The sequence below is a fragment of the Pseudomonas farsensis genome (assembly GCF_014268805.2).
Taxonomy (GTDB): Bacteria; Pseudomonadota; Gammaproteobacteria; order Pseudomonadales; family Pseudomonadaceae; genus Aquipseudomonas; species Aquipseudomonas farsensis.
The window spans coordinates 238,303-258,465 of sequence record NZ_JABWRF020000004.1; the positions used below are offsets into that span (position 1 = coordinate 238,303).

Genomic DNA, 20,163 nt, shown 5'->3' on the forward strand with positions numbered 1-20,163 from the left:
CCCGCGCGCGTTCACGGCTCAGAACCCTTACCGCCACAATCCCCCTGGAGTGAGTGCGATGTCAGGTAACGAGCCCTTCGAAAGCGTGCCAATGGCCTTGGATCATCCGGACCAGGCCATCAGCCTGTCCCAGGCGTTGCTCGCGCCGCGCATCGTGATCGAGGATGCCGGCCCCGTGCTCGACGCTGGCGCATTTGCCGCCAAGGCCATCAGCGGCCAGCCGGTGCAGGCCAGCGCCAAGGTCTACAGCGATGGCCACGACCGCCTGGCGGTGATGCTGTACTGGCGCCAGGCCCACAGCCGGCGCTGGCACGCCGTGCCCATGCAGTCGCCGGGCAACGACCTGTGGTTGGCTGAATTCACGCCCACCGAGCTTGGCCTGCACCTGTTCAGCATCGAAGCGTGGATCGACCCGTTCGCCACCTATTGCTACGACCTCGAGAAAAAGTACGCAGCGGGCTTAGATGTCACCCTTGAACTCGAAGAGGGCCGGCTGATGCTCGGCAAAGGCATCGAGCGCAGCGACGGCTTGCTGCATGAGCAACTGCTGGAGATCCAGCAGCGCCTGCCAAGCCTTGCGCCGCACGAGCAGGTGGCGCAGTTGCTTGACGCCGACACCGCACGCCTGATGAATGAAGCCGAACACCGCAGCTACCTGACCCGCAGCCGCGAGTTCCCGCTGGACGTCGATCGTCCTGCGGCGCAATTTGCCAGTTGGTACGAGCTGTTCCCGCGCTCGGTCACCGACAGCCCGGAGCGCCACGGCACTTTCAACGATGTGCACAAGCGGCTGGCGGCGATCCGCGACATGGGCTTCGACGTGCTGTACTTCCCGCCCATTCACCCCATCGGCAAGCAGCACCGCAAAGGCCGTAACAACGCCTTGCAGGCCGGCCCCGATGACCCTGGCAGCCCTTACGCCATCGGCAGTGCCGAGGGTGGCCACGATGCCATCCACCCACAACTGGGTAGCCGCGAGGACTTCCGCCGGCTGGTGCTCGCCGCCGCCGAACATGGCTTGGAAATCGCCTTGGATTTTGCCATCCAGTGTTCCCAGGACCACCCGTGGCTCAAGGAACACCCCGGCTGGTTCAGCTGGCGCCCGGACGGCAGCATCCGCTATGCCGAGAACCCGCCGAAGAAGTACCAGGACATCGTCAACGTCGACTTCTATGCGCCCGACGCGGTGCCGGGGTTGTGGCTGGCCCTGCGCGATGTAGTGATTGGCTGGGTAGAGCAGGGGGTCAAGACCTTCCGCGTCGACAACCCGCACACCAAGCCCTTGCCGTTCTGGCAGTGGCTGATCGCCAATGTGCGCAGCCAGTACCCCGAGGTGCTGTTCCTCGCCGAGGCCTTTACCAAGCCCGCGATGATGGCCCGGCTGGGCAAGGTCGGCTACGCCCAGAGCTACACCTATTTCACCTGGCGCAACACCAAGCAAGAGCTGCGCGAGTATTTCGAAGAACTCAACCAGCCGCCCTGGAGCCACTGCTACCGGCCGAACTTCTTCGTCAATACCCCGGATATCAACCCGTTTTTCCTGCACAACTCTGGCCGCGCCGGTTTTCTCATCCGCGCAGCTTTGGCAACCATGGGCTCCGGGCTGTGGGGCATGTATTCAGGCTTTGAGCTGTGCGAAGCGGCAGCGCTACCGGGCAAGGAGGAATACCTGGACTCGGAAAAGTACGAAATTCGCCCGCGCGATTACACCGCCCCCGGCAACATCGTCGCCGAGATCGCCCAGCTCAACCGCATACGCCGGCAAAACCGCGCCCTGCAGACGCACCTTGGGGTGGTGTTCCTCAATTGCTGGAACGACCAGATCCTGTACTTCGCCAAAATGACACCTGCGCGCGACAACATCGTGCTGGTGGCCATCAGCCTTGACCCGCACAACGCCCAGGAAGCCAATTTCGAGCTGCCGCTGTGGGAGCTGGGGCTGGACGACACCGCCAGCACCCAAGGCGAAGACCTGATGACCGGCCACCGCTGGGCCTGGCATGGCAAGACCCAGTGGATGCGTATCGAGCCCTGGCACCAGCCGTTCGGCATCTGGCGCATCGAGAAAATGCGCTAGACGCACCGCGCACTTAAAGGAGTTGCACATGGCCAAGCGTTCCCGCCCGGCAGCGTTCATCGATGACCCGCTCTGGTACAAGGATGCGGTGATCTACCAATTGCACATCAAGTCGTTTTTCGATGCCAACAACGACGGTATCGGCGATTTTGCCGGGTTGATCAGCAAGCTCGACTATATTGCCGAACTGGGGGTGAACACCCTGTGGCTGCTGCCGTTCTACCCCTCGCCACGGCGCGACGACGGCTATGACATCGCCGAGTACAAGGCCGTACACCCCGACTACGGCAGCATGGCCGATGCCCGGCGCTTCATTGCCGAGGCGCACAAGCGCAACCTGCGGGTGATCACGGAGCTTGTCATCAACCACACCTCCGACCAGCACCCGTGGTTCCAGCGTGCGCGCCACGCCAAGCGCGGCAGCAAGGCGCGGGATTTTTACGTGTGGTCGGATGATGAACACAAATACGACGGCACGCGGATCATCTTTCTCGATACCGAGAAGTCCAACTGGACCTGGGACCCGGTGGCCGGTCAGTACTTCTGGCACCGGTTTTACTCCCATCAGCCGGACCTGAACTTCGACAACCCGCAGGTGCTCAAGGCGGTGATCGAGGTGATGCGTTTCTGGCTCGACCTTGGGGTCGATGGCCTGCGCCTGGATGCCATTCCGTACCTGATCGAACGCGACGGCACCAACAACGAGAACCTCCCGGAAACCCACGCCGTACTCAAGGCGATCCGCGCCGAAATCGACGCCAACTACCCCGACCGCATGCTGTTGGCCGAAGCCAACCAGTGGCCGGAGGATACGCGCCCGTATTTCGGTGAAGGCGACGGCGATGAATGCCACATGGCGTTCCATTTCCCGTTGATGCCGCGCATGTACATGGCGCTGGCCATGGAAGACCGCTTCCCGATTACCGACATCCTGCGCCAGACCCCGGAAATACCCGCCAATTGCCAATGGGCGATCTTCCTGCGCAACCACGATGAGCTGACCCTGGAAATGGTCACCGACCGTGAGCGCGACTACCTGTGGAACCACTACGCCGAGGACCGGCGCGCGCGTATCAACCTTGGCATTCGCCGGCGCCTGGCGCCGCTGCTGCAGCGCGACCGGCGGCGCATCGAGCTGCTGACCAGCCTGCTGCTGTCGATGCCCGGCACGCCCACGCTGTACTACGGCGACGAGCTAGGCATGGGCGACAACATCTACCTGGGCGACCGCGACGGCGTGCGCACCCCCATGCAGTGGTCACCAGACCGCAACGGCGGCTTCTCGCGGGCCGACCCGCAGCGCCTGGTGCTGCCGCCGGTCATGGACCCTTTGTATGGCTACCAGACCATCAACGTCGAAGCGCAGGCCCACGACCCGCATTCACTGCTGAACTGGAACCGCCGGCTGTTGGCAGTGCGTAACCAGCAAAAAGCCTTTGGGCGTGGCAGCCTGAAAATGCTCAGCCCCAGCAACCGGCGCATCCTTGCGTACATTCGCGAATACACCGACGCCGAAGGTCATACCGAGATCGTGCTGTGCGTGGCCAACGTGTCACGCGCTGCCCAGGCAGCAGAGCTTGAACTGTCGCAGTACGCCGACCGGGTGCCGGTGGAGATGCTTGGAGGCAGCGCGTTCCCACCCATCGGCCAGTTGCCGTTTCTGCTCACCCTGGCCCCGTATGGCTTCTACTGGTTTGTGCTGGCTGCCCATGACCGCATGCCCAGCTGGCACATCCAGCCCGCGCAGAGCCTGCCGGAACTCGATACCCTGGTGCTGCGCAAGCGCATGGAAGAACTGCTCGAAGCACAGCCACGCGATACCCTGCAAAGCGCGATCCTGCCGCAATACCTGCCTAAACGGCGCTGGTTCGCCGGCAAGGAAGGGCCTATCGACCAGGTGCGCCTGAGTTACGGCGTGCGCCTGGCCACTTCGGCGTTGCCGGTGCTGCTCAGCGAGTTCGAGGTGCACAGCGATGGCGTGGTTACCCACTACCAGTTGCCATTCGGCTTGCTGCCCGAAGACCAGATCAACGCTGCCTTGCCGCAGCAACTGGCGCTCGCGCGGGTACGTCGTGGCCGGCAGGTGGGGCTGATTACCGATGCTTTTGTCCTCGAGCCTTTCATCCGCGCGGTGTTGCGTGGCTGCCAGGACGGCCTGCGGCTGCCGTGCGGCGAGGGCCTGGGGGAGCTGCATTTCGAATGCACCGAGCAATTGGCAGCGCTGGGTCTGAACGATGAAAGCGAAGTGCGCTACCTGAGCGCCGAGCAGTCCAACAGTTCGGTGGTGGTCGGTGGTTGCGTGGTGCTCAAGCTGATCCGCCGGGTCAACCCCGGTATTCACCCCGAACTTGAAATGAGCGCGTACCTGACCGAAGCAGGCTTTGCCAATATCTCGCCGTTGCTGGCCTGGGTCAGCCGCGTCGATGCAGCGGAGCAGCCGCACCTGCTGATGATTGCCCAAGGTTACCTGAGCAACCAAGGCGATGCCTGGGCCTGGACGCAGAACACCCTCGAACGCGCTATCCGCGATGAGATGGAGCCGTCCAGCCACCAGCAGGAGGCCCATACCGATGCACTGGCCGAACTTGGCGCCTTCGCCGGCCTGCTCGGCCAGCGCCTTGGCGAGATGCACCTGTTGCTGGGCGCTCCAACAGACGATACGGCCTTTGCACCACGGCCCAGCACTGCCGAGGACAGCGAACGCTGGAGCACGCAGATCAACGCCGAGCTGGAGCATGCCCTCGACCTGTTGGCCCAGCACCGCGACAACCTCGCACCCGACAGCCAGGCGCTGGTCGACGACCTGCAGCAACAGCGCGCAGGGCTCGCCCAGCACATTGCCAACCTGGCACGGCAGGCTGAAGGCGGTCTTTTGATGCGGGTTCATGGCGACCTGCACTTGGGGCAGGTGCTGGTGGTGCAGGGCGATGCCTATCTGATCGACTTCGAGGGTGAGCCGGCGCGGCCTCTTGAAGAGCGGCGGGCCAGACACAGCCCGTACAAGGACGTCAGCGGCGTGCTGCGCTCGTTCGACTATGCTGCTGCGATGATTCTGCGCAGCGCCTCGGCGGTCGACCTGTCGGACGCCGCGGGCCAGGCTCGCCAGCGCGTTGCCCGGCAATACCTGCACCAGTCCAGGCATGCCTTTGTCGAAGCCTATGGCTTGGCCACGGCCGCCATGCCCCACGCGTGGCAGCACGCCGAGGGCGAGCGCGCGGCGCTGGAGCTGTTCTGCCTGGAAAAAGCCGCCTACGAGATCACCTACGAGGCCGAAAACCGGCCAAGCTGGCTGGCCGTGCCTTTGCATGGCTTGCATGGGTTGATCAGTACGTGGGGCGAGGCATGAACCTGAATGAACCTGGCGTTGCGCCGCAGCGTCAGACAATCGCTTTGAACTACACATGGAAAGGGGCTGTGAGATGAATGCAACCACGCGTGACAACGGCGGCCTCCGGCAGCGGGACCTCGATGCCCTGGCCAGCGCCGAGCACGCCGACCCGTTCGCCGTGCTCGGCCCGCACCCCGATGGTGCAGGCGGGCTGAACATCCGGGCCTACCTGCCCAACGCCCTGAGTGTGCAAGTGCTGGCCCGCGACGATGGCCGGCCTCTGGCCCAGATGCAGCAGGGCAAGTTGCCCGGGCTGTTCACCGCCCACGTGCAGCAGGCTCATCCCTACTTGCTGCAGATTGCCTGGGCCGGCGGCGAGCAGGTCACCGAAGACCCGTACAGCTTTGGCCCGCAACTGGGTGACATGGACATGCACCTGTTCGCCGAAGGCAACCACCGCGACCTGGCCGGGCGTTTTGGCGCCCAGCCGGTGCAGGTCGACGGTGTCGACGGGGTGTGCTTTTCGGTGTGGGCGCCCAACGCCCGGCGCGTGTCGGTAGTGGGCGACTTCAACAACTGGGACGGCCGCCGCCACCCAATGCGCCTGCGCCATGGCGCCGGGGTGTGGGAGTTGTTCATCCCGCGCCTGGCCGCAGGCGAAACCTACAAATACGAAGTGCTTGGAGCCGAAGGTGTGTTGCCGCTCAAGGCCGACCCACTGGCCCGTGCCACTGAGCTGCCGCCCAGCACCGCCTCCAAGGTAGCCGGCCCGCTGGCGCATGCCTGGCAGGACCAGCAATGGCTTGATCAGCGCGCCCATCGCCACGCCTACAACGCGCCGCTGTCGATCTACGAGCTGCACGTCGGCTCCTGGCGCTGCGAACTGGACGATGCCGGCGAGGTGGCGCGGTTCTACAACTGGCGCGAACTGGCCGAGCGTCTGGTGCCTTATGTGCAAGAGCTGGGCTTCACCCACATCGAACTGATGCCGATCATGGAGCACCCGTTCGGCGGCTCGTGGGGCTATCAGCCGCTGTCGATGTTCGCGCCCACCTCGCGCTATGGCAGCGCCGAAGACTTTGCCTTCTTCGTCGACGCCTGCCACCAAGGCGGCATTGGTGTGTTGCTGGACTGGGTGCCTGCGCATTTCCCCACCGACGAACATGGCCTGGCACGCTTCGACGGCACTGCGCTGTACGAGTACGACAACCCGCTCGAAGGCTTCCACCAGGACTGGAACACGCTCATCTACAACCTTGGGCGCAACGAGGTGCGCGGTTTCATGCTGGCCTCGGCACTGCATTGGCTCCGGCACTTCCATATCGACGGCCTGCGCGTGGACGCAGTCGCCTCGATGCTGTACCGCGACTACTCGCGCAAGGCCGGTGAGTGGGTGCCTAACCGCCATGGCGGGCGCGAGAACCTCGAGGCCATCGATTTTATCCGCCACCTCAATGAAGTGGCCGCCCACGAGGCCCCAGGCGCGCTGATCATCGCCGAGGAATCCACCGCATGGCCGGGCGTCAGCCAGCCGGTGCAGCAAGGCGGGTTGGGTTTTGCCTACAAATGGAACATGGGCTGGATGCACGACACGCTGCATTACATCCAGAACGACCCGGTGCATCGCAACCATCATCACAACGAGCTGAGCTTCGGGCTGATCTACGCGTATTCCGAGCACTTCATCCTGCCCATCTCCCACGATGAGGTGGTGCACGGCAAGCACTCGCTGATCGACAAGATGCCCGGTGACCGTTGGCAGAAGTTCGCCAACCTGCGTGCCTACCTTGCGTTCATGTGGACCCACCCCGGCAAGAAGCTACTGTTCATGGGCTGCGAGTTCGGCCAGTGGCGTGAGTGGAACCACGATCAGCAGTTGGACTGGTACCTGCTGCAGTACCCCGAGCACCAAGGGGTGCAGAAGCTGGTCGGCGACCTCAACCGTTTGTACCGCGAGCTGCCGGCGCTGCATGAGCAGGATTGCCAGCCCCAGGGCTTCCAGTGGCTGATTGGCGATGATGCGCAGAACAGCGTGTATGCCTGGTTGCGTTGGAGCAGCCAGGGTGAGCCGTTGCTGGTGGTCGCCAACTTCACCCCGGTGCCGCGCGAGGGGTATCGCATTGGTGTACCGTTTGGCGAACAGTGGCAGGAGTTGCTCAACAGTGATGCCGAGCTGTATGCCGGCTCCAACGTTGGCAACCTTGGGGCAGTGGCCAGTGATGCAATCGCCAGCCACGGCCAGCCATTGTCGCTGGCGCTGAACCTGCCGCCGCTGGGTGTTTTGGTCATGAAGCCCGCCTGACGCCCCCCGACCTTCACACGTTCACTGTAGGAGCGGCCTTGTGTCGCGAAAGGGCTGCGTAGCAGCCCCAGGATCTCTGTCTCACACAAAATCCCTGGGTTGCTACGCAGCCCTTTCGCGACATAAGGCCGCTCCTACAAGTGCGGCAAGAAGCCGATCGTTCCTACCACCGCATCCTCACCCCCAGGCTGCCAATCAGCCCGTTCAGGTCGTTGTCATCGACATCACTGCTGTAATCGGCGCTGACAAACAGCGCCACATTCGGCGTGACCCGCGCCACCAGCCCCAAGCCCAATTCCACGGTCGCCGCGCTGCGCGAGCTTGAGATCTTGTCCACTTCATCGAGCTTGACCGTGTCGTAGTTGCTGAAGTCGTACCACACGTTGGTGCGCACATAGGGTTCAATCGGCATGCCGCGTACCTCATAACGCGCCGACAGTTTCGCCCCCACCCGGCCGCTCCAGCTCGGCTGGCTGTCAAAGGCCTTCAGTGTCTCCTCCTGTACCTGGCTGCCGGGGAAGAACTGCTGGTTGATCAACTGGGCCTGGGGCTCGATCACCCAGTGGTCGCCCAGACCAATGGGAAAACCGCCTTCCACCGAAAAGGTCATGGCATGCCCGCTGTCATCGACCCGCTGGCCGCCCTCGGAACGGCCATTGACATCGATCCGCGACCCCATGGCCACGGCATCCACGTGCCAGCCCTGGGCATGGGTCATGCTCCAGTACACCCCAAGGCTCTCGCCGCTGAGGTTGACCGCATTGCGCTGCTTGTCACCGAGCAACGGGCGCATGCCATTGAAGCTGCTCTGCAGGTTGTTTTGGCCGACGAAGATCCCGGCCCGGTGCACATTGCCGCCAGCGGTTTCACGCACGAACAGGTCAGGCCCGACCATCATCTGCTGGCTGGGCGCCTCCAGATGCGCCGGCGCCTGGCCACCGGGTTGTGGCGCACTGGGGAAAAACTGCGCCCATTGGCTGGCGATCAGGTCTGGGGCGCTCTGGCCATGGCGCTCGCCCATCCGCTCGCTGAAGGCCGTGAGCATACCCTGGGTCAGGCCGTTGGCATTGAGGGGGTCGAGCGACAGGGTAGGCGTGGCCGGTACATCCAGATACCGGCTGAAGGGCTCGCGTTCCTGCTCATCGAAGGCAAACGTCTGCACCGGTAGCGAAAACAGCAATGATGCACAGAAAACAGCCTCACAACGCCGGGTGTTCGAAGTGTGGGTCATGGCGGATCTCCTGTTTGTCATGGGGTTGAACAACCACTACCTGGCGTGATGTCACTGAGCTGACGACAAAACAGGAGGCGACAAAGACCAGCGCCCCGGCCTTTCGTGAACACGCGCAAAGACGCGAGCTAGAGGCCCGGAACGTTTTATTACCGTTGTTGGTTCTGTTCAGCTAAGGAGACAGCCGCGCTTGCGTCAAGAAGCTGTGAAATGCGCGTGCACAGCGCGTGAAGGGCGCCAATGTATTGATTGGGAAGGGGATTGGAGGGTGGATATGGGCGTAGGTTATTTCGCCGCTGCTGGCTATGCCGAATCATTGCTAGGGCGCACCGGCGTCCTGCAAAAGACGGGGGCGTTACCGCCCCCGTCTACCGGTCACTCTTCCTCGCGTTGCAGCACCATCAGCAGCACCGAGCGGCCTTGCACCTGGAACTCGGTATCGAATTCCAGGCGCTGAGCCTTGCGCAGCTCCGGTCGGTCGGTATCGATGAGGCAGCTCCAGTACTCGCCCTCTGGCACCTGGGGCAGGGTGAATGGCACCACGTCATGGTAGGCGTTGACGATCAGCAGCATGGTCGCTTCGGCCCCTGGCCGGGCGATACCGCTGACCTGCGCGCGGCCGTCCATGAGCATGCCAAGGCAACGACCATGCGGGTCCTCCCACTGCTCGACGCTCATTTCATTGCCGTCGGGCGCAAGCCAGGTCACGTCCTTGACGCCAATCGCCTCGTTGTAGTCGCCCACCAGGAAGCGTGAGCGGCGCAGGATCGGGTATTTGAGGCGCAGGCGGTTGAGGCGTTTGACGAATGCCAGCAAGTGCTGGCCTTCTTCGTCTATGTCCCAATTCACCCAGCCGATCTCGCTGTCCTGGCAATAGGCGTTGTTGTTGCCGTGCTGGGTGCGGCTGAATTCGTCCCCGGCGACGATCATGGGCGTGCCTTGCGACAGCAGCAAGGTGGCGAAGAAATTGCGCATCTGGCGCATGCGCAAGGCATTGATCGCCTCGTCATCGGTGGGGCCTTCGGCGCCGCAGTTCCACGACAGGTTGTTGTCGGTGCCGTCCTGGTTGTTTTCGTCGTTGTCCTCGTTGTGCTTTTCGTTGTACGACACCAGGTCGCGCAAGGTGAAACCGTCGTGGGCAGTGATGAAGTTGACCGAGGCATAGGGGCGCCGGCCACGGTTGTTGAACAGGTCGCCAGAAGCCGTAATGCGCGCGGCAAAATCGGCAAGCTTGCCCTCATCACCTTTCCAGAAGCTGCGCACGGTGTCGCGGAAGCGGTCGTTCCATTCCGCCCAGCCTGGGGCGAAATTGCCCACCTGGTAACCGCCGGGGCCGCAGTCCCAAGGTTCGGCAATCAGTTTGACCTGGCTCAGCATCGGGTCCTGGCGGCAGGCCACGAGGAAGCCGTGTCGCTCGCTGTAACCATCGTGGTAACGGCCTAGAATGGTCGCCAGGTCGAAGCGGAAACCGTCCACGTGCATCTCGCCGGCCCAATAGCGCAGTGAGTCGGTGACCAGTTGCAGCACGCAGGGATGGCTCAGGTCCAGGGTGTTGCCGGTGCCGGAATCGTTGATGTAGTAACGCTTGTCGTCGGGCATCAGGCGGTAGTACGAGGCGTTGTCGATACCGCGCATCGACAGGGTCGGGCCGCGCTCGTTGCCTTCGGCGGTGTGGTTGTAGACCACGTCCAGAATCACTTCAAGGCCGGCATCGTGAAGGTGCGCGACCATTTCCTTGAATTCGGCAATCTTGCCACTGGCCAGGTACTTCGGGTGCGGGGCGAAGAACGCAATGCTGTTGTAGCCCCAGTAGTTGTTCAGGCCCTTGTCCAGCAGGTGCTGGTCATTGACGAAGGCGTGGATCGGCAACAGCTCGATGCTCGATACGCCAAGGTCCTTGATGTGCTTGAGCAGTTCGTCGTTGGCCAGCCCTGCAAAGGTGCCACGCAGCTCCTCGGGCACCGCCGGGTGGCGCATGCTGATGCCACGGGTGTGGGCTTCGTAGATGATCGTGCGCTCCCACGGCACCGATACACGTTGGTCGCGGCCCCAGGTAAACGCCGGGTCGATCACCTTGCATTTAGGCACGAATGGCGCGCTGTCGCGTTCATCGAATGACAGGTCGTCATCGGGGTGGCCAATGGTGTAGCCAAATAGCGCTTCGGACCATTTCAACTCGCCAACCAGTTGCTTGGCATAAGGGTCGATCAGCAGCTTGTTGGGGTTGAAACGGTGGCCGTTCTGCGGCTCGTAAGGGCCGTAGACGCGGTAGCCGTACACCAGCCCAGGATGCGCATCGGGCAGGTAGCCGTGGTAGATCTCATCGGTGTACTCCGGCAGTTCGATGCGTTCGAGCTCGTTTTCGCCCGTGGAGTCGAACAGGCACAGTTCGACTTTGGTGGCGTTTGCCGAGAACAGCGCAAAATTGACGCCCAGCCCATCCCAGTTGGCGCCGAGCGGGAAGGGCAGGCCCTCACGAATGCGCGACGGGGCAACGGAGCGGGTTTTCTTGTGGGTACGGGGGTTCATGGCAGGCCTCGTGGAGCCTCGCAACGCGAGCGCAAGGGCTTAACTGAAAGACGTTAGCCGGCGGCGTAACGCTGTTGTTCAAAGTCGCTGGGGCCGCTTTGCGGCCCTTTCGCGACACAAGGCCCCTCCTACAGAAGAGCGCAGCCCCGGGTACGAGCGGCCTTGTGTCGCGATGGGCTGCATCGCAGCCCCAAGTGGAGTGGTTATCCAGCGGCGGGCTTTTTCGCAGCCCTTGGCTTCTTCGCCGCCACCGGTTTTGCAACCGCTGCCGTGGCCGGTGGCACTTTTGCGTCAGCTTTGGGCTTGGGCGCAGGTTTCTTGCGTGGCGCCGCCTTAGGCGCTAACGATTCCGCCTCGGCCAGCTTGCGCGCCATGGCCCAATGGCGCTCCTCCTGCCCCTCGGGTTTCCCCTCTGACTCCCAGATCTCATAGGCAAATTCGCGAACCCGTTTTTCATCGACACTCATCACGACGCTCCTGAATACAGTTAGGCACGATCAATCAGTACATTGACCGGGAACTCCGCCAGCACGGTGCTCACTTTCAGCTCCCTTGAAGGGCTGACCGCGGTGCTGCCGAAAAGTCCCGAGCAATTGGCAGGCGACAAGGCGAACGGCAATATCAGCCGAGTATCGTCCCAGTTCTGCGCCGGGATCAGTGGGGTGGTGGCTGAGCCCAGCAGTGCGCTGGCCAGCCGCGGTACAACGATGATGGCGCGCTCACCCTCACCCAGGCGGGCGAAGGCCAGCACCTTGTCGGCGTGGCGCCCCTGCACCGTCAAGGGCAGGTACGCGCCGCGTCTGAACAGGTCGGCATGGGCCTGGCGGCAATCCAGCACACCGGCCACGAGGGCCTGCTTGATGCGCCCGTCGCGCCAATGTTGCAGCAGCGTCGGCAGCGGCGCGCTTGCGTTCAGGCTGGCCCGTCTTGCAGCGTAGTCCACCGGGCGGCGGTTGTCCGGGTCGACCAGGCTCAGGTCCCAGTACTCATTGCCTTGGTACAGGTCGGGTACCCCGGGCGTGGTCATGCGCAGCAGGCACTGCACCAAGCCATTGAGTGCGCCGGGGCAGGCGATCTGCTGCGCGGCATCGTGCAGCGACTGGCGCAGTTGCTGCGCATCGCCCAGCAGCAGCCCATCGAGGTAGCTGCTGCAGGCCTGTTCGTAGCGGTCATTGGGCGCTGCCCAGCTGCTACGCAATTTGGCCTCGCGCAGCGCTTTTTGCTGCCACTGGCGCACCCGCTCCGCGTAGCGCTGCAGCCCGGCTTGGTCATCGGGGTGCAGGTCCAGCGGCCAGCTGCCGAGCAGCGTCTGGTACAGCAGCAGCTCATCACCAGGGCTGGGTGCCGGGCCGTCTTCAAGCGCATCGCGCAGTGGCGCTGCCAGTTCGCGCCAATGCTCCACGCGGCTGGCCAGCCACGGCGCACGTTCGCTGAGCACGGCCAGGCGTGCGCGGCAGTCTTCGCCGCGCTTGTGGTCATGGGTTGCGGTCGCCAGCAGGTTGTCGGGGAAGTCACGCAGGCGGCGCTGCGCCTCGTTGCTGAACCAGGCGGGCTCGGCGCTGAAGCGTTCGGCCTCGAAGCCTACGTCATTGCGCGACAGCAGCCGGGCACTGCGGTAGAACGCGGTGTCTTCCACCGCCTTGGCGGCGCTGGGCGCGGTGAGCTGCTGGAAGCGCACGCAGGCATGGCGCAAATGCTTGCGTGGCCGGCCCGGGGGCAGCGCACGCCAGCGTTGGCCGCCCAGCCAGCGTTCCAGGTGCGCAAGCACCGGCCAGTCGGCCTCGCTCAGGGACTGGCGGGCGCCGTCCATGGCCTGCTGGAAGAATTTTTCGTCCTCGGCAGGGCGCCCGCAGGCATTGATGTAGGTGCGGTAGACCGGGTAGTGCTCCACCAACGCTTGCAGTGCCCGGCGGATCGCGCCCAAGGTCAGATCGCGGGTCATCAGGTCGTCGCGTGCCACTTGCAGCAGGGCCAAGGCCACCGACTCGCAATCGCCGGCAAGGCTTGCGTTAAGCACCAGGCGCCGGGCAATACGCACTTCCTCGGTGAACTCAGGGCGCTCGCTGACCGCCTGCCACAACTCGGTCAGGGGCGCTTCACCCGCGGGGTCATGCTGCAGCAGCGAGACCTGGTTCATGAACTCGTAGCCGGTGGTGCCGTCGGTGAGCCAGTCGCGGTGCAGGTGCTCGTCGGCGCCGAGAATCTTCTCGACGAAGATCGGGAAGTGCTCAAGTGCTGCGTGCATCGGGCGTTGGGCCAGCAGGCTGTTCACCCGCCGGCGCAGGTTGCGGCAATAGCGGCGCGGGTCGGCCAGGCCGTCGATGTGGTCGATACGCAGGCCATCGACCAGGCCGCGCTCGATCAGCTCGAACAGCTTGGCGTGGGTGGCCTCGAACACCACCGAGCGCTCCACCCGCAGCCCGCCCAGTTCGTTGATATCGAAAAAACGCCGCCAGTTGATATCGTCAGCGGCGGTGCGCCAGCTTGCCAGGCGGTAGCTCTGGCGTTCGAGCAGCAGGTGCAGGCGCTTGAAGCCGGCCTCGGTCTGGCTGTCGAAAGCCGCCAGCGCCGCCTCCAGGCTGACGCCGCCCTGCACCAGCCGGGCAAGCTCGCGGTGCAGCGGCTCGGCGCCGGCCAGCGGGTCGGCGCTGTTGGCCAGTGCGCTGAATTGCAACGCCAGTGCTTGCAGTTGCGGCTGGTCGGCCTCGCCAAGAATACGGCCGTAGTCCAATGGGCAGATCGGGAAGCGGTGGTCGTAATGGGCCACCTCGAACTGGCCGCTTTTGCCATCGAACGTCAGGGGCATTTCGCCGTTTTGCAGGGTTGCGCCGTAGTCGTTGCCCAGAAACGGCAGCAGCAACTGCCCGGCCAGCAGCGGGTCGCTTGAATGCCATTGGATATCGAAGAACTCCGCATAAGGGCTGCGCCGGCCCCAGGCAAGCAAGCTCTGCCACCAGGGGTTGTCGGCGCCGCCTACGGCCATGTGGTTGGACACGGTGTCCAGGATCAGCCCCATGCCGTGCTGGCGCAGCGCGCCAACCAGCCGCTCCAGCGCTGCCTCGCCGCCAAGCTCGGGGTTGACCTGGGTGGGGTCGACCACGTCGTAGCCGTGGCGCGAGCCCGCGCGGGCGGTGAGGATGGGCGAGGCATAGACATGGCTGATGCCCAGTTGGGCGAAGTAGGGCACCAGGGGGGTGGCATCGTCCAAGGTGAAATCGCTGTGCAGTTGCAGGCGCACAGTGGCGGTCAAGGGTTTCATCGGTCACGCTCCCAGGCTTGTTCGCGGGCCTGGGCCAGCAGTTCCAGGCGCCGTATGGCGTCTTCGTTGTCGAGTAGCTCACTGGCCGGCACGGCGAAACGCCGCTGCCAGTTGGGGTGGCCGCTGGTGGTGCCGGGGAGGTTGGGCTGCTCGTCGCAACCCAGCAGGTCTTCCAGCGGCAGCAACACCAGCGGGGCGCGGGTATGGCCGACATAGCGGATAGCGGCGTCGATCAGCGCCGGGTCGCCATCAAGGCGGCCGTAGTTGGCGATCAGCGTGCGGCGCAGGCCCTCGCTTTCCTGCTTGCGCTCATCGCGCCAGTGCATTTCGGTGGGCTGGTCGATCAGTTGCAAGCGGTGATGCCAGTCGATGTCGCGGGCTGTGAGCCAACCGGCCAAAGGCGCCAGGTCGTGGGTGCCGGTGGTGGCCAGGGCGTTGTCCGGCCAGTCGAGCAAGGGTTTGAAGCACCCTGGTGCGGTTTGCTCGAACGGCAGCACGCGCATGCCCAGCACGGCTTTGTCGGCCAGCCGCTCACGCAGGCCCTCCGGGACCGTGCCGAGGTCTTCGCCAAGGATGATGGCCTGGTGACGGTGCGATTCCAGCGCCAGCAGGCGGAGCAAGTCATCCAGCGGGTATTGCAAGTACGCGCCTTCGCTGGGCTTGGCGCCCCTTGGGATCAGCCACAGCCTGCGCAGGCCCATCACATGGTCGATGCGCAGCCCGCCGGCGTGGGCCAGGTTGGCCCGCAGCATTTCGATGAACGCGCGGTAGCCGTTGCGTTTCAAGCCCTCAGGGGAAAACGCGCAAATGCCCCAGTTCTGCCCGGCGCGGTTGAGGATGTCGGGTGGCGCGCCGACTTGCAGCTCGGCCAGCAGTTCGTCCTGGCGGCTCCAGGCCTGGCTGCCGGCGCCGTCGGCGCCCACGGCCAGGTCGGCGATCAGGCCGATGCGCATACCGTTGCCGCGTGCAGCATCCTGGGCACGTTGCAGGCTACGCTCGGCAAGCCACTGGCAGAACGCGTGGAATTCGACGCGCGCAGGGTAGCTGCTGGCGATGGCTTCGACTTCCGGGTCGTACGGGTCGCGCCACGCTTGCGGCCATTGGCGCCAGTCGGCACCGATTCCCTCGCTGACCGCTTCTGCCTGCAGCACTTCGAAGCGGCAATGGTGTTCCAGATGCTCGCCCGCGTTGGCGCGGAAGCTGTCGAAATCGGCGCGTAGTGGATGGTCGGTGCTGCTGAACTGCTGGTAAAGCGCTTCGAGCAGCTTCCAGCGCGCTTGGGCCGCCAGCGGCCAATCGACCAAAGGCTCGTGCGCCAACCCTTCAAGCATTTGCTCAAGGCCACACGTCTGGATAGCCTGGCGCACTTCCCGTTCGCCAAACAGCATGGCCGGGCTTGCATAGAGGGCATTGAGCAGCAGGCGGCTGGAAGGTGAATACGGGCTGTAGTGGCTTTGATCGAACGCCGAAAGCGTGTGCATCGGGCTGATCGCCAAGGCATCGGCACCGCGTTCGGCAGCGCTGCGGGCCAGTTCTTCCAAGGCCTGACAGTCACCGTAGCCACCATCGCCCGGGCGACGCAGGCTATACAACTGCACCGAAAGCCCCCAGCAGCGTGCGGGCGGCTGCTCGACTAAATCATCGAGGGCGTGGCAGCGCGGTGGCGCTACTGCCAAGGTGAAGGTGCGGTTGTCGATGGTCAGGCGGTGATAGCCAACGGGCAGTGTGCCTGGCAGGCGGGCCTCGGCGTCCAGGCTGGTCTGCAGGTTGCTACCGTCCTCAAGCACGCACTGCACTTGGGCTGCGGCGGCAAAGTAGTGGTGCAGGGCAAGTGGCTGGCCGCTGTCGGCGGTCAGCAATGGCGGCAGGTGTTGGCTGTCGTTGGCTTGTTCGACCGCGCGCAGGCTCGCGTTGATGGCGGCGTCATCGCCGGCAGGGTGGCCGAGGGCTTCGAGAATATCGCGCAGCACCGCGTCGCTGACCTGCTGCGCACGGTTATTGGCATCGACCCAGTCGCGGGCCAGGCCAACCTGCGCTGCCAGGCGGTGCAGGGGGTGTTCACTCATGGTGACTCCAGTTCGGGGGCAGCAGGCTGACTACGCAGCTGTGCGCGGCCAGTGTCGAGTCGGGGTGGGCGTTGTCGCTGGTGTCGTACAGGCGCAGCGCGCGCGCGGGCAATTGCACCGGCTGCGGCTGCTCATCCAGGTTCAGGTCGATGCGCAGTTGGCGGCCGTCGCCGAGCTGCCAGCGGGCTGTCAGGGCCTTGTTGCCGATGACCTCGCAGCCCAACGCACGGCTGCCTGGCAGGTGCGGGATGACGTGGCGGCGGCGCAGGTCGAGCAGTTGTTGATACAAGCCGTGCCAGCCGGCCAGTACCTCCTTATGGCCAAGCCTTGAACTGGCAAAGGTGCTGGCGGCGTTAGGGTCGGGGATCTGCGCGCGCTTGGCAGGGTCGGCAAAGGCGTCGAAATGGGCGAATTCGCCGCGCCTGCCTTCGCGCACGGCATCGGCCAGTTCGTCGTGGAAGTCAGTGAAGAACAGGAAGGGTTCCCGGCTGCCCTCGTCATCGCCCATGAATAGCAACGGAATCATCGGCGACAGCAGCAACAGTGCACTGGCCGCGCGCAGCGCCTGGGGCGGGCACAGGCGGCTCAGGCGCTCGCCAAAGGCGCGGTTGCCGACCTGGTCGTGGTTCTGCAAGAACAGCACGAAGGCGCTGGGCGGCAGGTGCGCGCTCGGTTCCCCGCGTGGGTTGCCATGGCGGTTGGGTTCGCCCTGGAACACGAAGCCTTCGGCCAGGCAGCGCGCCAGTTGCTCGATGGGGCGGTCCTTGTAGTCGGCGTAGTAACCCTCGGTTTCGCCGGTCAGCAGCACGTGCAGGGCGTTGTGGCCATCGTCGTTCCACTGGGCATCGAAGCCTTGTTCGAGCAGGGCGGCCTGGTTGTGCTCGTTTTCGAGTACCAGCCACACCTGGCGGCCAGGTTCCACCGTGGCGCGCACCCGCTGCGCCAGTTCGACCAGAAAGTCCGGTTGGTCAATGGCGTGCACGGCGTCCAGGCGCAGGCCGTCGCAGCGGTAGTCGCACAGCCACATCAGCGCGTTCTGGATGAAGAATTCACGCACCTCGGCGCGGCGGAAATCAATCGCCGCGCCCCACGGCGTCTGCCGGTCCTCGCGAAAGAACGCACTGGCGTACTGGTGCAGGTAATTGCCGTCGGGGCCGAAGTGGTTGTACACCACGTCCACCATCACCATCAGACCGTTGCCATGGGCCTCGTCGACCATCTGGCACAGCGCCTCTGGGGTGCCGTAAGTGTGTTGTGGGGCAAACGGCAGTACCCCGTCGTAGCCCCAGTTACGTTCACCAGGGAATTGCCCAAGCGGCATCAACTCGATGGCAGTGACGCCCACTTGGGCGATGCGCGGCAAGGCCTGACTGATGCCGGCGTAGCCGTCGAGCAAGCCAACGTGCAGCTCCTGGATCACCGCCTCGTGCCAAGGTCGGCCCTGCCAGGCGTGACGCCAGGTATAGGCGTTGGGGTTGATTACCTGGCTGGGGCCATGCACGCCTTGGGGTTGATAGCGCGAGGCCGGGTCGGCAACTTGCAGCTCGCCGTTGATCAGATAGTGGTAAAGGTTGCCCGCCTGGCAGGGGGCAATGCCTGTGAACCAGCCTTCTCCGTCGGGCAACAGCTCGACGGCTGGCTTATCCTGGATTACAACGCTCACGCTGCGCGCATCGGGTGCCCAGAGGGCGAAGCGCGCCGACGTGGCGTCCATTAGCTGTGCGCCATGTCTGTGCATCTTCAAACTCCGCTCAGTAGTGGGCCAATTGGCTTTGCTTGACCAGGTCCTCGTACAGGCGCGCGTAGGGTTCCACCGCCTGGCACCAGTTGAATGGCTGGGTCATCGACAGGCAGCGCATGGCGTTGAGCAGGTCTTTGTTGTCGAACACGTTGAAGGCACGGCTCAGGGCTTCGCGGTAGCTCTGCAGGGTGGAGTCGTTGAACAGAAAACCCGTGACCCCGTTCTCGATGGTGTCGGCCAGCCCACCGGTATTGCGCGCCACCGGCAGCGAGCCGAAGCGCTGGGCGTACATCTGACTCAGCCCGCAAGGCTCGTAGCGCGAGGGCATCAGCAGGAAGTCGGAGCCTGCGAACATGCGGCGGGCATCGGTTTCGTTGAAGCCAATGCGTACGCCAATGCGCCCTGGGTGACGTAGCGCCAGCTCACGCATGGCCTGTTCTTCTTCCGGCTCGCCGCGGCCGATAATCGCGATCTGGCCGCCTTTTTCGACGATATAGTCGGCAACGCCCAAAGTCAGGTCCAGGCCTTTCTGGTAGACCAGCCGCGAGACCACGGCAAACAGCGGGCCTTCGGACGGCTCAAGGCCGAACAATTCACGCACCTGGGTGGCGTTGCGCGCCTTGCCTTCCCAGTCGTTGATGCTGAAGTTGTGGTGCAGGTGCTGGTCAGTGGCCGCATCCCAGCTTTCGTCGATGCCGTTGGGGATACCGCCCAGCAGGCCCTGCTGGGCCTTGCTGGCCAGGAAACCGTCGAGGCCGCAGCCAAACTCAGGCGTGGTGATTTCGCGGGCGTAAGTAGCGCTCACCGTGGTGATATGGCTGGAGTAAGCGAGCCCGGCCTTGAGGAACGACAGCTTGCCGTAGAACTCCATGCCTTCCTGCTGCATGGCGTGTTCGGGGATCGCCAGCTCCGGGCTGCAGCCGCGGGCATACACGCCCTGGTAGGCCAGGTTGTGGATGGTGAACAAGGTCGGGGTGCTCAGGCCGCGCCAGTGCATGTAGGCCGGGGCCAGGCCGGCTGGCCAGTCGTGGGCGTGCACCAGCTCCGGGCGCCAGTGGGCCATGCCTTCACCGGCGGCCATTTCGGCGGCTGCAAGGCCCAGGCGGGCGAAGCGGATATGGTTGTCCGGCCAGTCGCGGCCGTTGTTGGCGCCGTAAGGGGTGCCTTCGCGCTGGTACAGCTCGGGGCAGACAAGAACGTAGATCACCAGGCCGTCGGGCAGGTCCATGCGCCCGATCTTGCACGGCGGCAGTGCTGCATGGCCACCTAGCTCACCGACGATATGGATCGGGTTGTCGCTGTCCATCACCTGCGGGTACCCGGGGATCAGCACGCGCACGTCGTGCAGGTGGGCCAGGGCGCGTGGCAGGGCAGCGGACACGTCGCCCAGGCCCCCGGTCTTGACCAGGTCGGCGATTTCCGAGGTGACGAACAGGACCTTGCGCTTGTTCGGGTTTTGCTGGCGCTGGGCGCCGGGTGCCTTGACTGCCGGTGCGAGGCTGGCAGGCAGCGGCTCGCGGTTATCCGGTTTGAATGACTCTACGTGAGGCTCGACAGCGGCACTGATCATACTTCTCTCCGTCCCTTGTTCGCGGGTGCTTTACGTTGGCTCGTGGTGACTCTCTCTGTT

The 20,163-nt window shown here is 64.3% G+C and carries 10 protein-coding genes; 3 read left to right on the plus strand and 7 right to left on the minus strand.

Annotated features, from left to right (window positions below; genetic code table 11):
* Window positions 1-58 precede the first annotated feature (58 nt).
* From HU719_RS20920 to glgB, 3 genes are all read left to right on the plus strand, one after another.
* The gene (locus tag HU719_RS20920; protein ID WP_186535583.1) at window positions 59-2,077 is read left to right on the plus strand and encodes an alpha-1,4-glucan--maltose-1-phosphate maltosyltransferase; all 2,019 of its coding nucleotides are present in this window, start codon (window positions 59-61) and stop codon (window positions 2,075-2,077) included.
* A 28-nt stretch (window positions 2,078-2,105) separates the two neighbouring features.
* Window positions 2,106-5,423, plus strand: coding sequence for a maltose alpha-D-glucosyltransferase (gene treS / locus HU719_RS20925; protein ID WP_186535584.1), 3,318 nt, complete (start codon window positions 2,106-2,108; stop codon window positions 5,421-5,423).
* A gap of 73 nt (window positions 5,424-5,496) precedes the next feature.
* Complete coding sequence (gene glgB / locus HU719_RS20930) at window positions 5,497-7,707, plus strand: 1,4-alpha-glucan branching protein GlgB (protein ID WP_186535585.1); 2,211 nt, start codon at window positions 5,497-5,499, stop codon at window positions 7,705-7,707.
* Window positions 7,708-7,870: 163 nt separating this feature from the next.
* On the opposite strand, the gene HU719_RS20935 is transcribed toward glgB, so the two are convergent.
* The 7 genes from HU719_RS20935 to glgA all read right to left on the minus strand — a co-directional run bounded on the left by HU719_RS20935 (window position 7,871) and on the right by glgA (window position 20,103).
* Window positions 7,871-8,938 carry an autotransporter domain-containing protein gene (locus tag HU719_RS20935; RefSeq protein ID WP_186517094.1) on the minus strand — a complete coding sequence of 356 codons (1,068 nt, stop codon included), beginning with the start codon at window positions 8,936-8,938 and terminating at the stop codon, window positions 7,871-7,873.
* A 375-nt stretch (window positions 8,939-9,313) separates the two neighbouring features.
* Window positions 9,314-11,467 carry a glycogen debranching protein GlgX gene (gene glgX / locus HU719_RS20940; RefSeq protein ID WP_186535586.1) on the minus strand — a complete coding sequence of 718 codons (2,154 nt, stop codon included), beginning with the start codon at window positions 11,465-11,467 and terminating at the stop codon, window positions 9,314-9,316.
* Between the two features lie 203 nt (window positions 11,468-11,670).
* Window positions 11,671-11,934, minus strand: coding sequence for a DUF2934 domain-containing protein (locus tag HU719_RS20945; RefSeq protein ID WP_189659846.1), 264 nt, complete (start codon window positions 11,932-11,934; stop codon window positions 11,671-11,673).
* A 20-nt stretch (window positions 11,935-11,954) separates the two neighbouring features.
* Window positions 11,955-14,726, minus strand: a complete 2,772-nt coding sequence (locus tag HU719_RS20950; protein WP_186535587.1) for a malto-oligosyltrehalose synthase — start codon at window positions 14,724-14,726, stop codon at window positions 11,955-11,957.
* Window positions 14,723-16,792 (minus strand): 4-alpha-glucanotransferase, encoded by a 2,070-nt coding sequence (malQ, locus tag HU719_RS20955; RefSeq protein WP_186535588.1) that lies wholly within the window; start codon window positions 16,790-16,792, stop codon window positions 14,723-14,725. The genes HU719_RS20950 and malQ overlap by 4 nt, the downstream gene beginning before the upstream one ends.
* Complete coding sequence (treZ, locus tag HU719_RS20960; RefSeq protein WP_186535589.1) at window positions 16,785-18,530, minus strand: malto-oligosyltrehalose trehalohydrolase; 1,746 nt, start codon at window positions 18,528-18,530, stop codon at window positions 16,785-16,787. The genes malQ and treZ overlap by 8 nt, the downstream gene beginning before the upstream one ends.
* A gap of 13 nt (window positions 18,531-18,543) precedes the next feature.
* Window positions 18,544-20,103 (minus strand): glycogen synthase GlgA, encoded by a 1,560-nt coding sequence (glgA, locus tag HU719_RS20965; protein ID WP_186535591.1) that lies wholly within the window; start codon window positions 20,101-20,103, stop codon window positions 18,544-18,546.
* Between the last annotated feature and the right edge of the window lie 60 nt (window positions 20,104-20,163).

Bases quoted from the DNA above. Each gene is read 5' to 3' on its own strand.
- HU719_RS20950 (WP_186535587.1), bottom strand. From the start codon at position 14,726: ATGAAACCCTTGACCGCCACTGTGCGCCTGCAACTGCACAGCGATTTC.
- HU719_RS20920 (WP_186535583.1), top strand. From the start codon at position 59: ATGTCAGGTAACGAGCCCTTCGAAAGCGTGCCAATGGCCTTGGATCAT.
- glgX (WP_186535586.1), bottom strand. From the start codon at position 11,467: ATGAACCCCCGTACCCACAAGAAAACCCGCTCCGTTGCCCCGTCGCGC.
- treZ (WP_186535589.1), bottom strand. From the start codon at position 18,530: ATGCACAGACATGGCGCACAGCTAATGGACGCCACGTCGGCGCGCTTC.
- glgA (WP_186535591.1), bottom strand. From the start codon at position 20,103: ATGATCAGTGCCGCTGTCGAGCCTCACGTAGAGTCATTCAAACCGGAT.
- HU719_RS20935 (WP_186517094.1), bottom strand. From the start codon at position 8,938: ATGACCCACACTTCGAACACCCGGCGTTGTGAGGCTGTTTTCTGTGCA.
- glgB (WP_186535585.1), top strand. From the start codon at position 5,497: ATGAATGCAACCACGCGTGACAACGGCGGCCTCCGGCAGCGGGACCTC.
- treS (WP_186535584.1), top strand. From the start codon at position 2,106: ATGGCCAAGCGTTCCCGCCCGGCAGCGTTCATCGATGACCCGCTCTGG.
- HU719_RS20945 (WP_189659846.1), bottom strand. From the start codon at position 11,934: ATGAGTGTCGATGAAAAACGGGTTCGCGAATTTGCCTATGAGATCTGG.
- malQ (WP_186535588.1), bottom strand. From the start codon at position 16,792: ATGAGTGAACACCCCCTGCACCGCCTGGCAGCGCAGGTTGGCCTGGCC.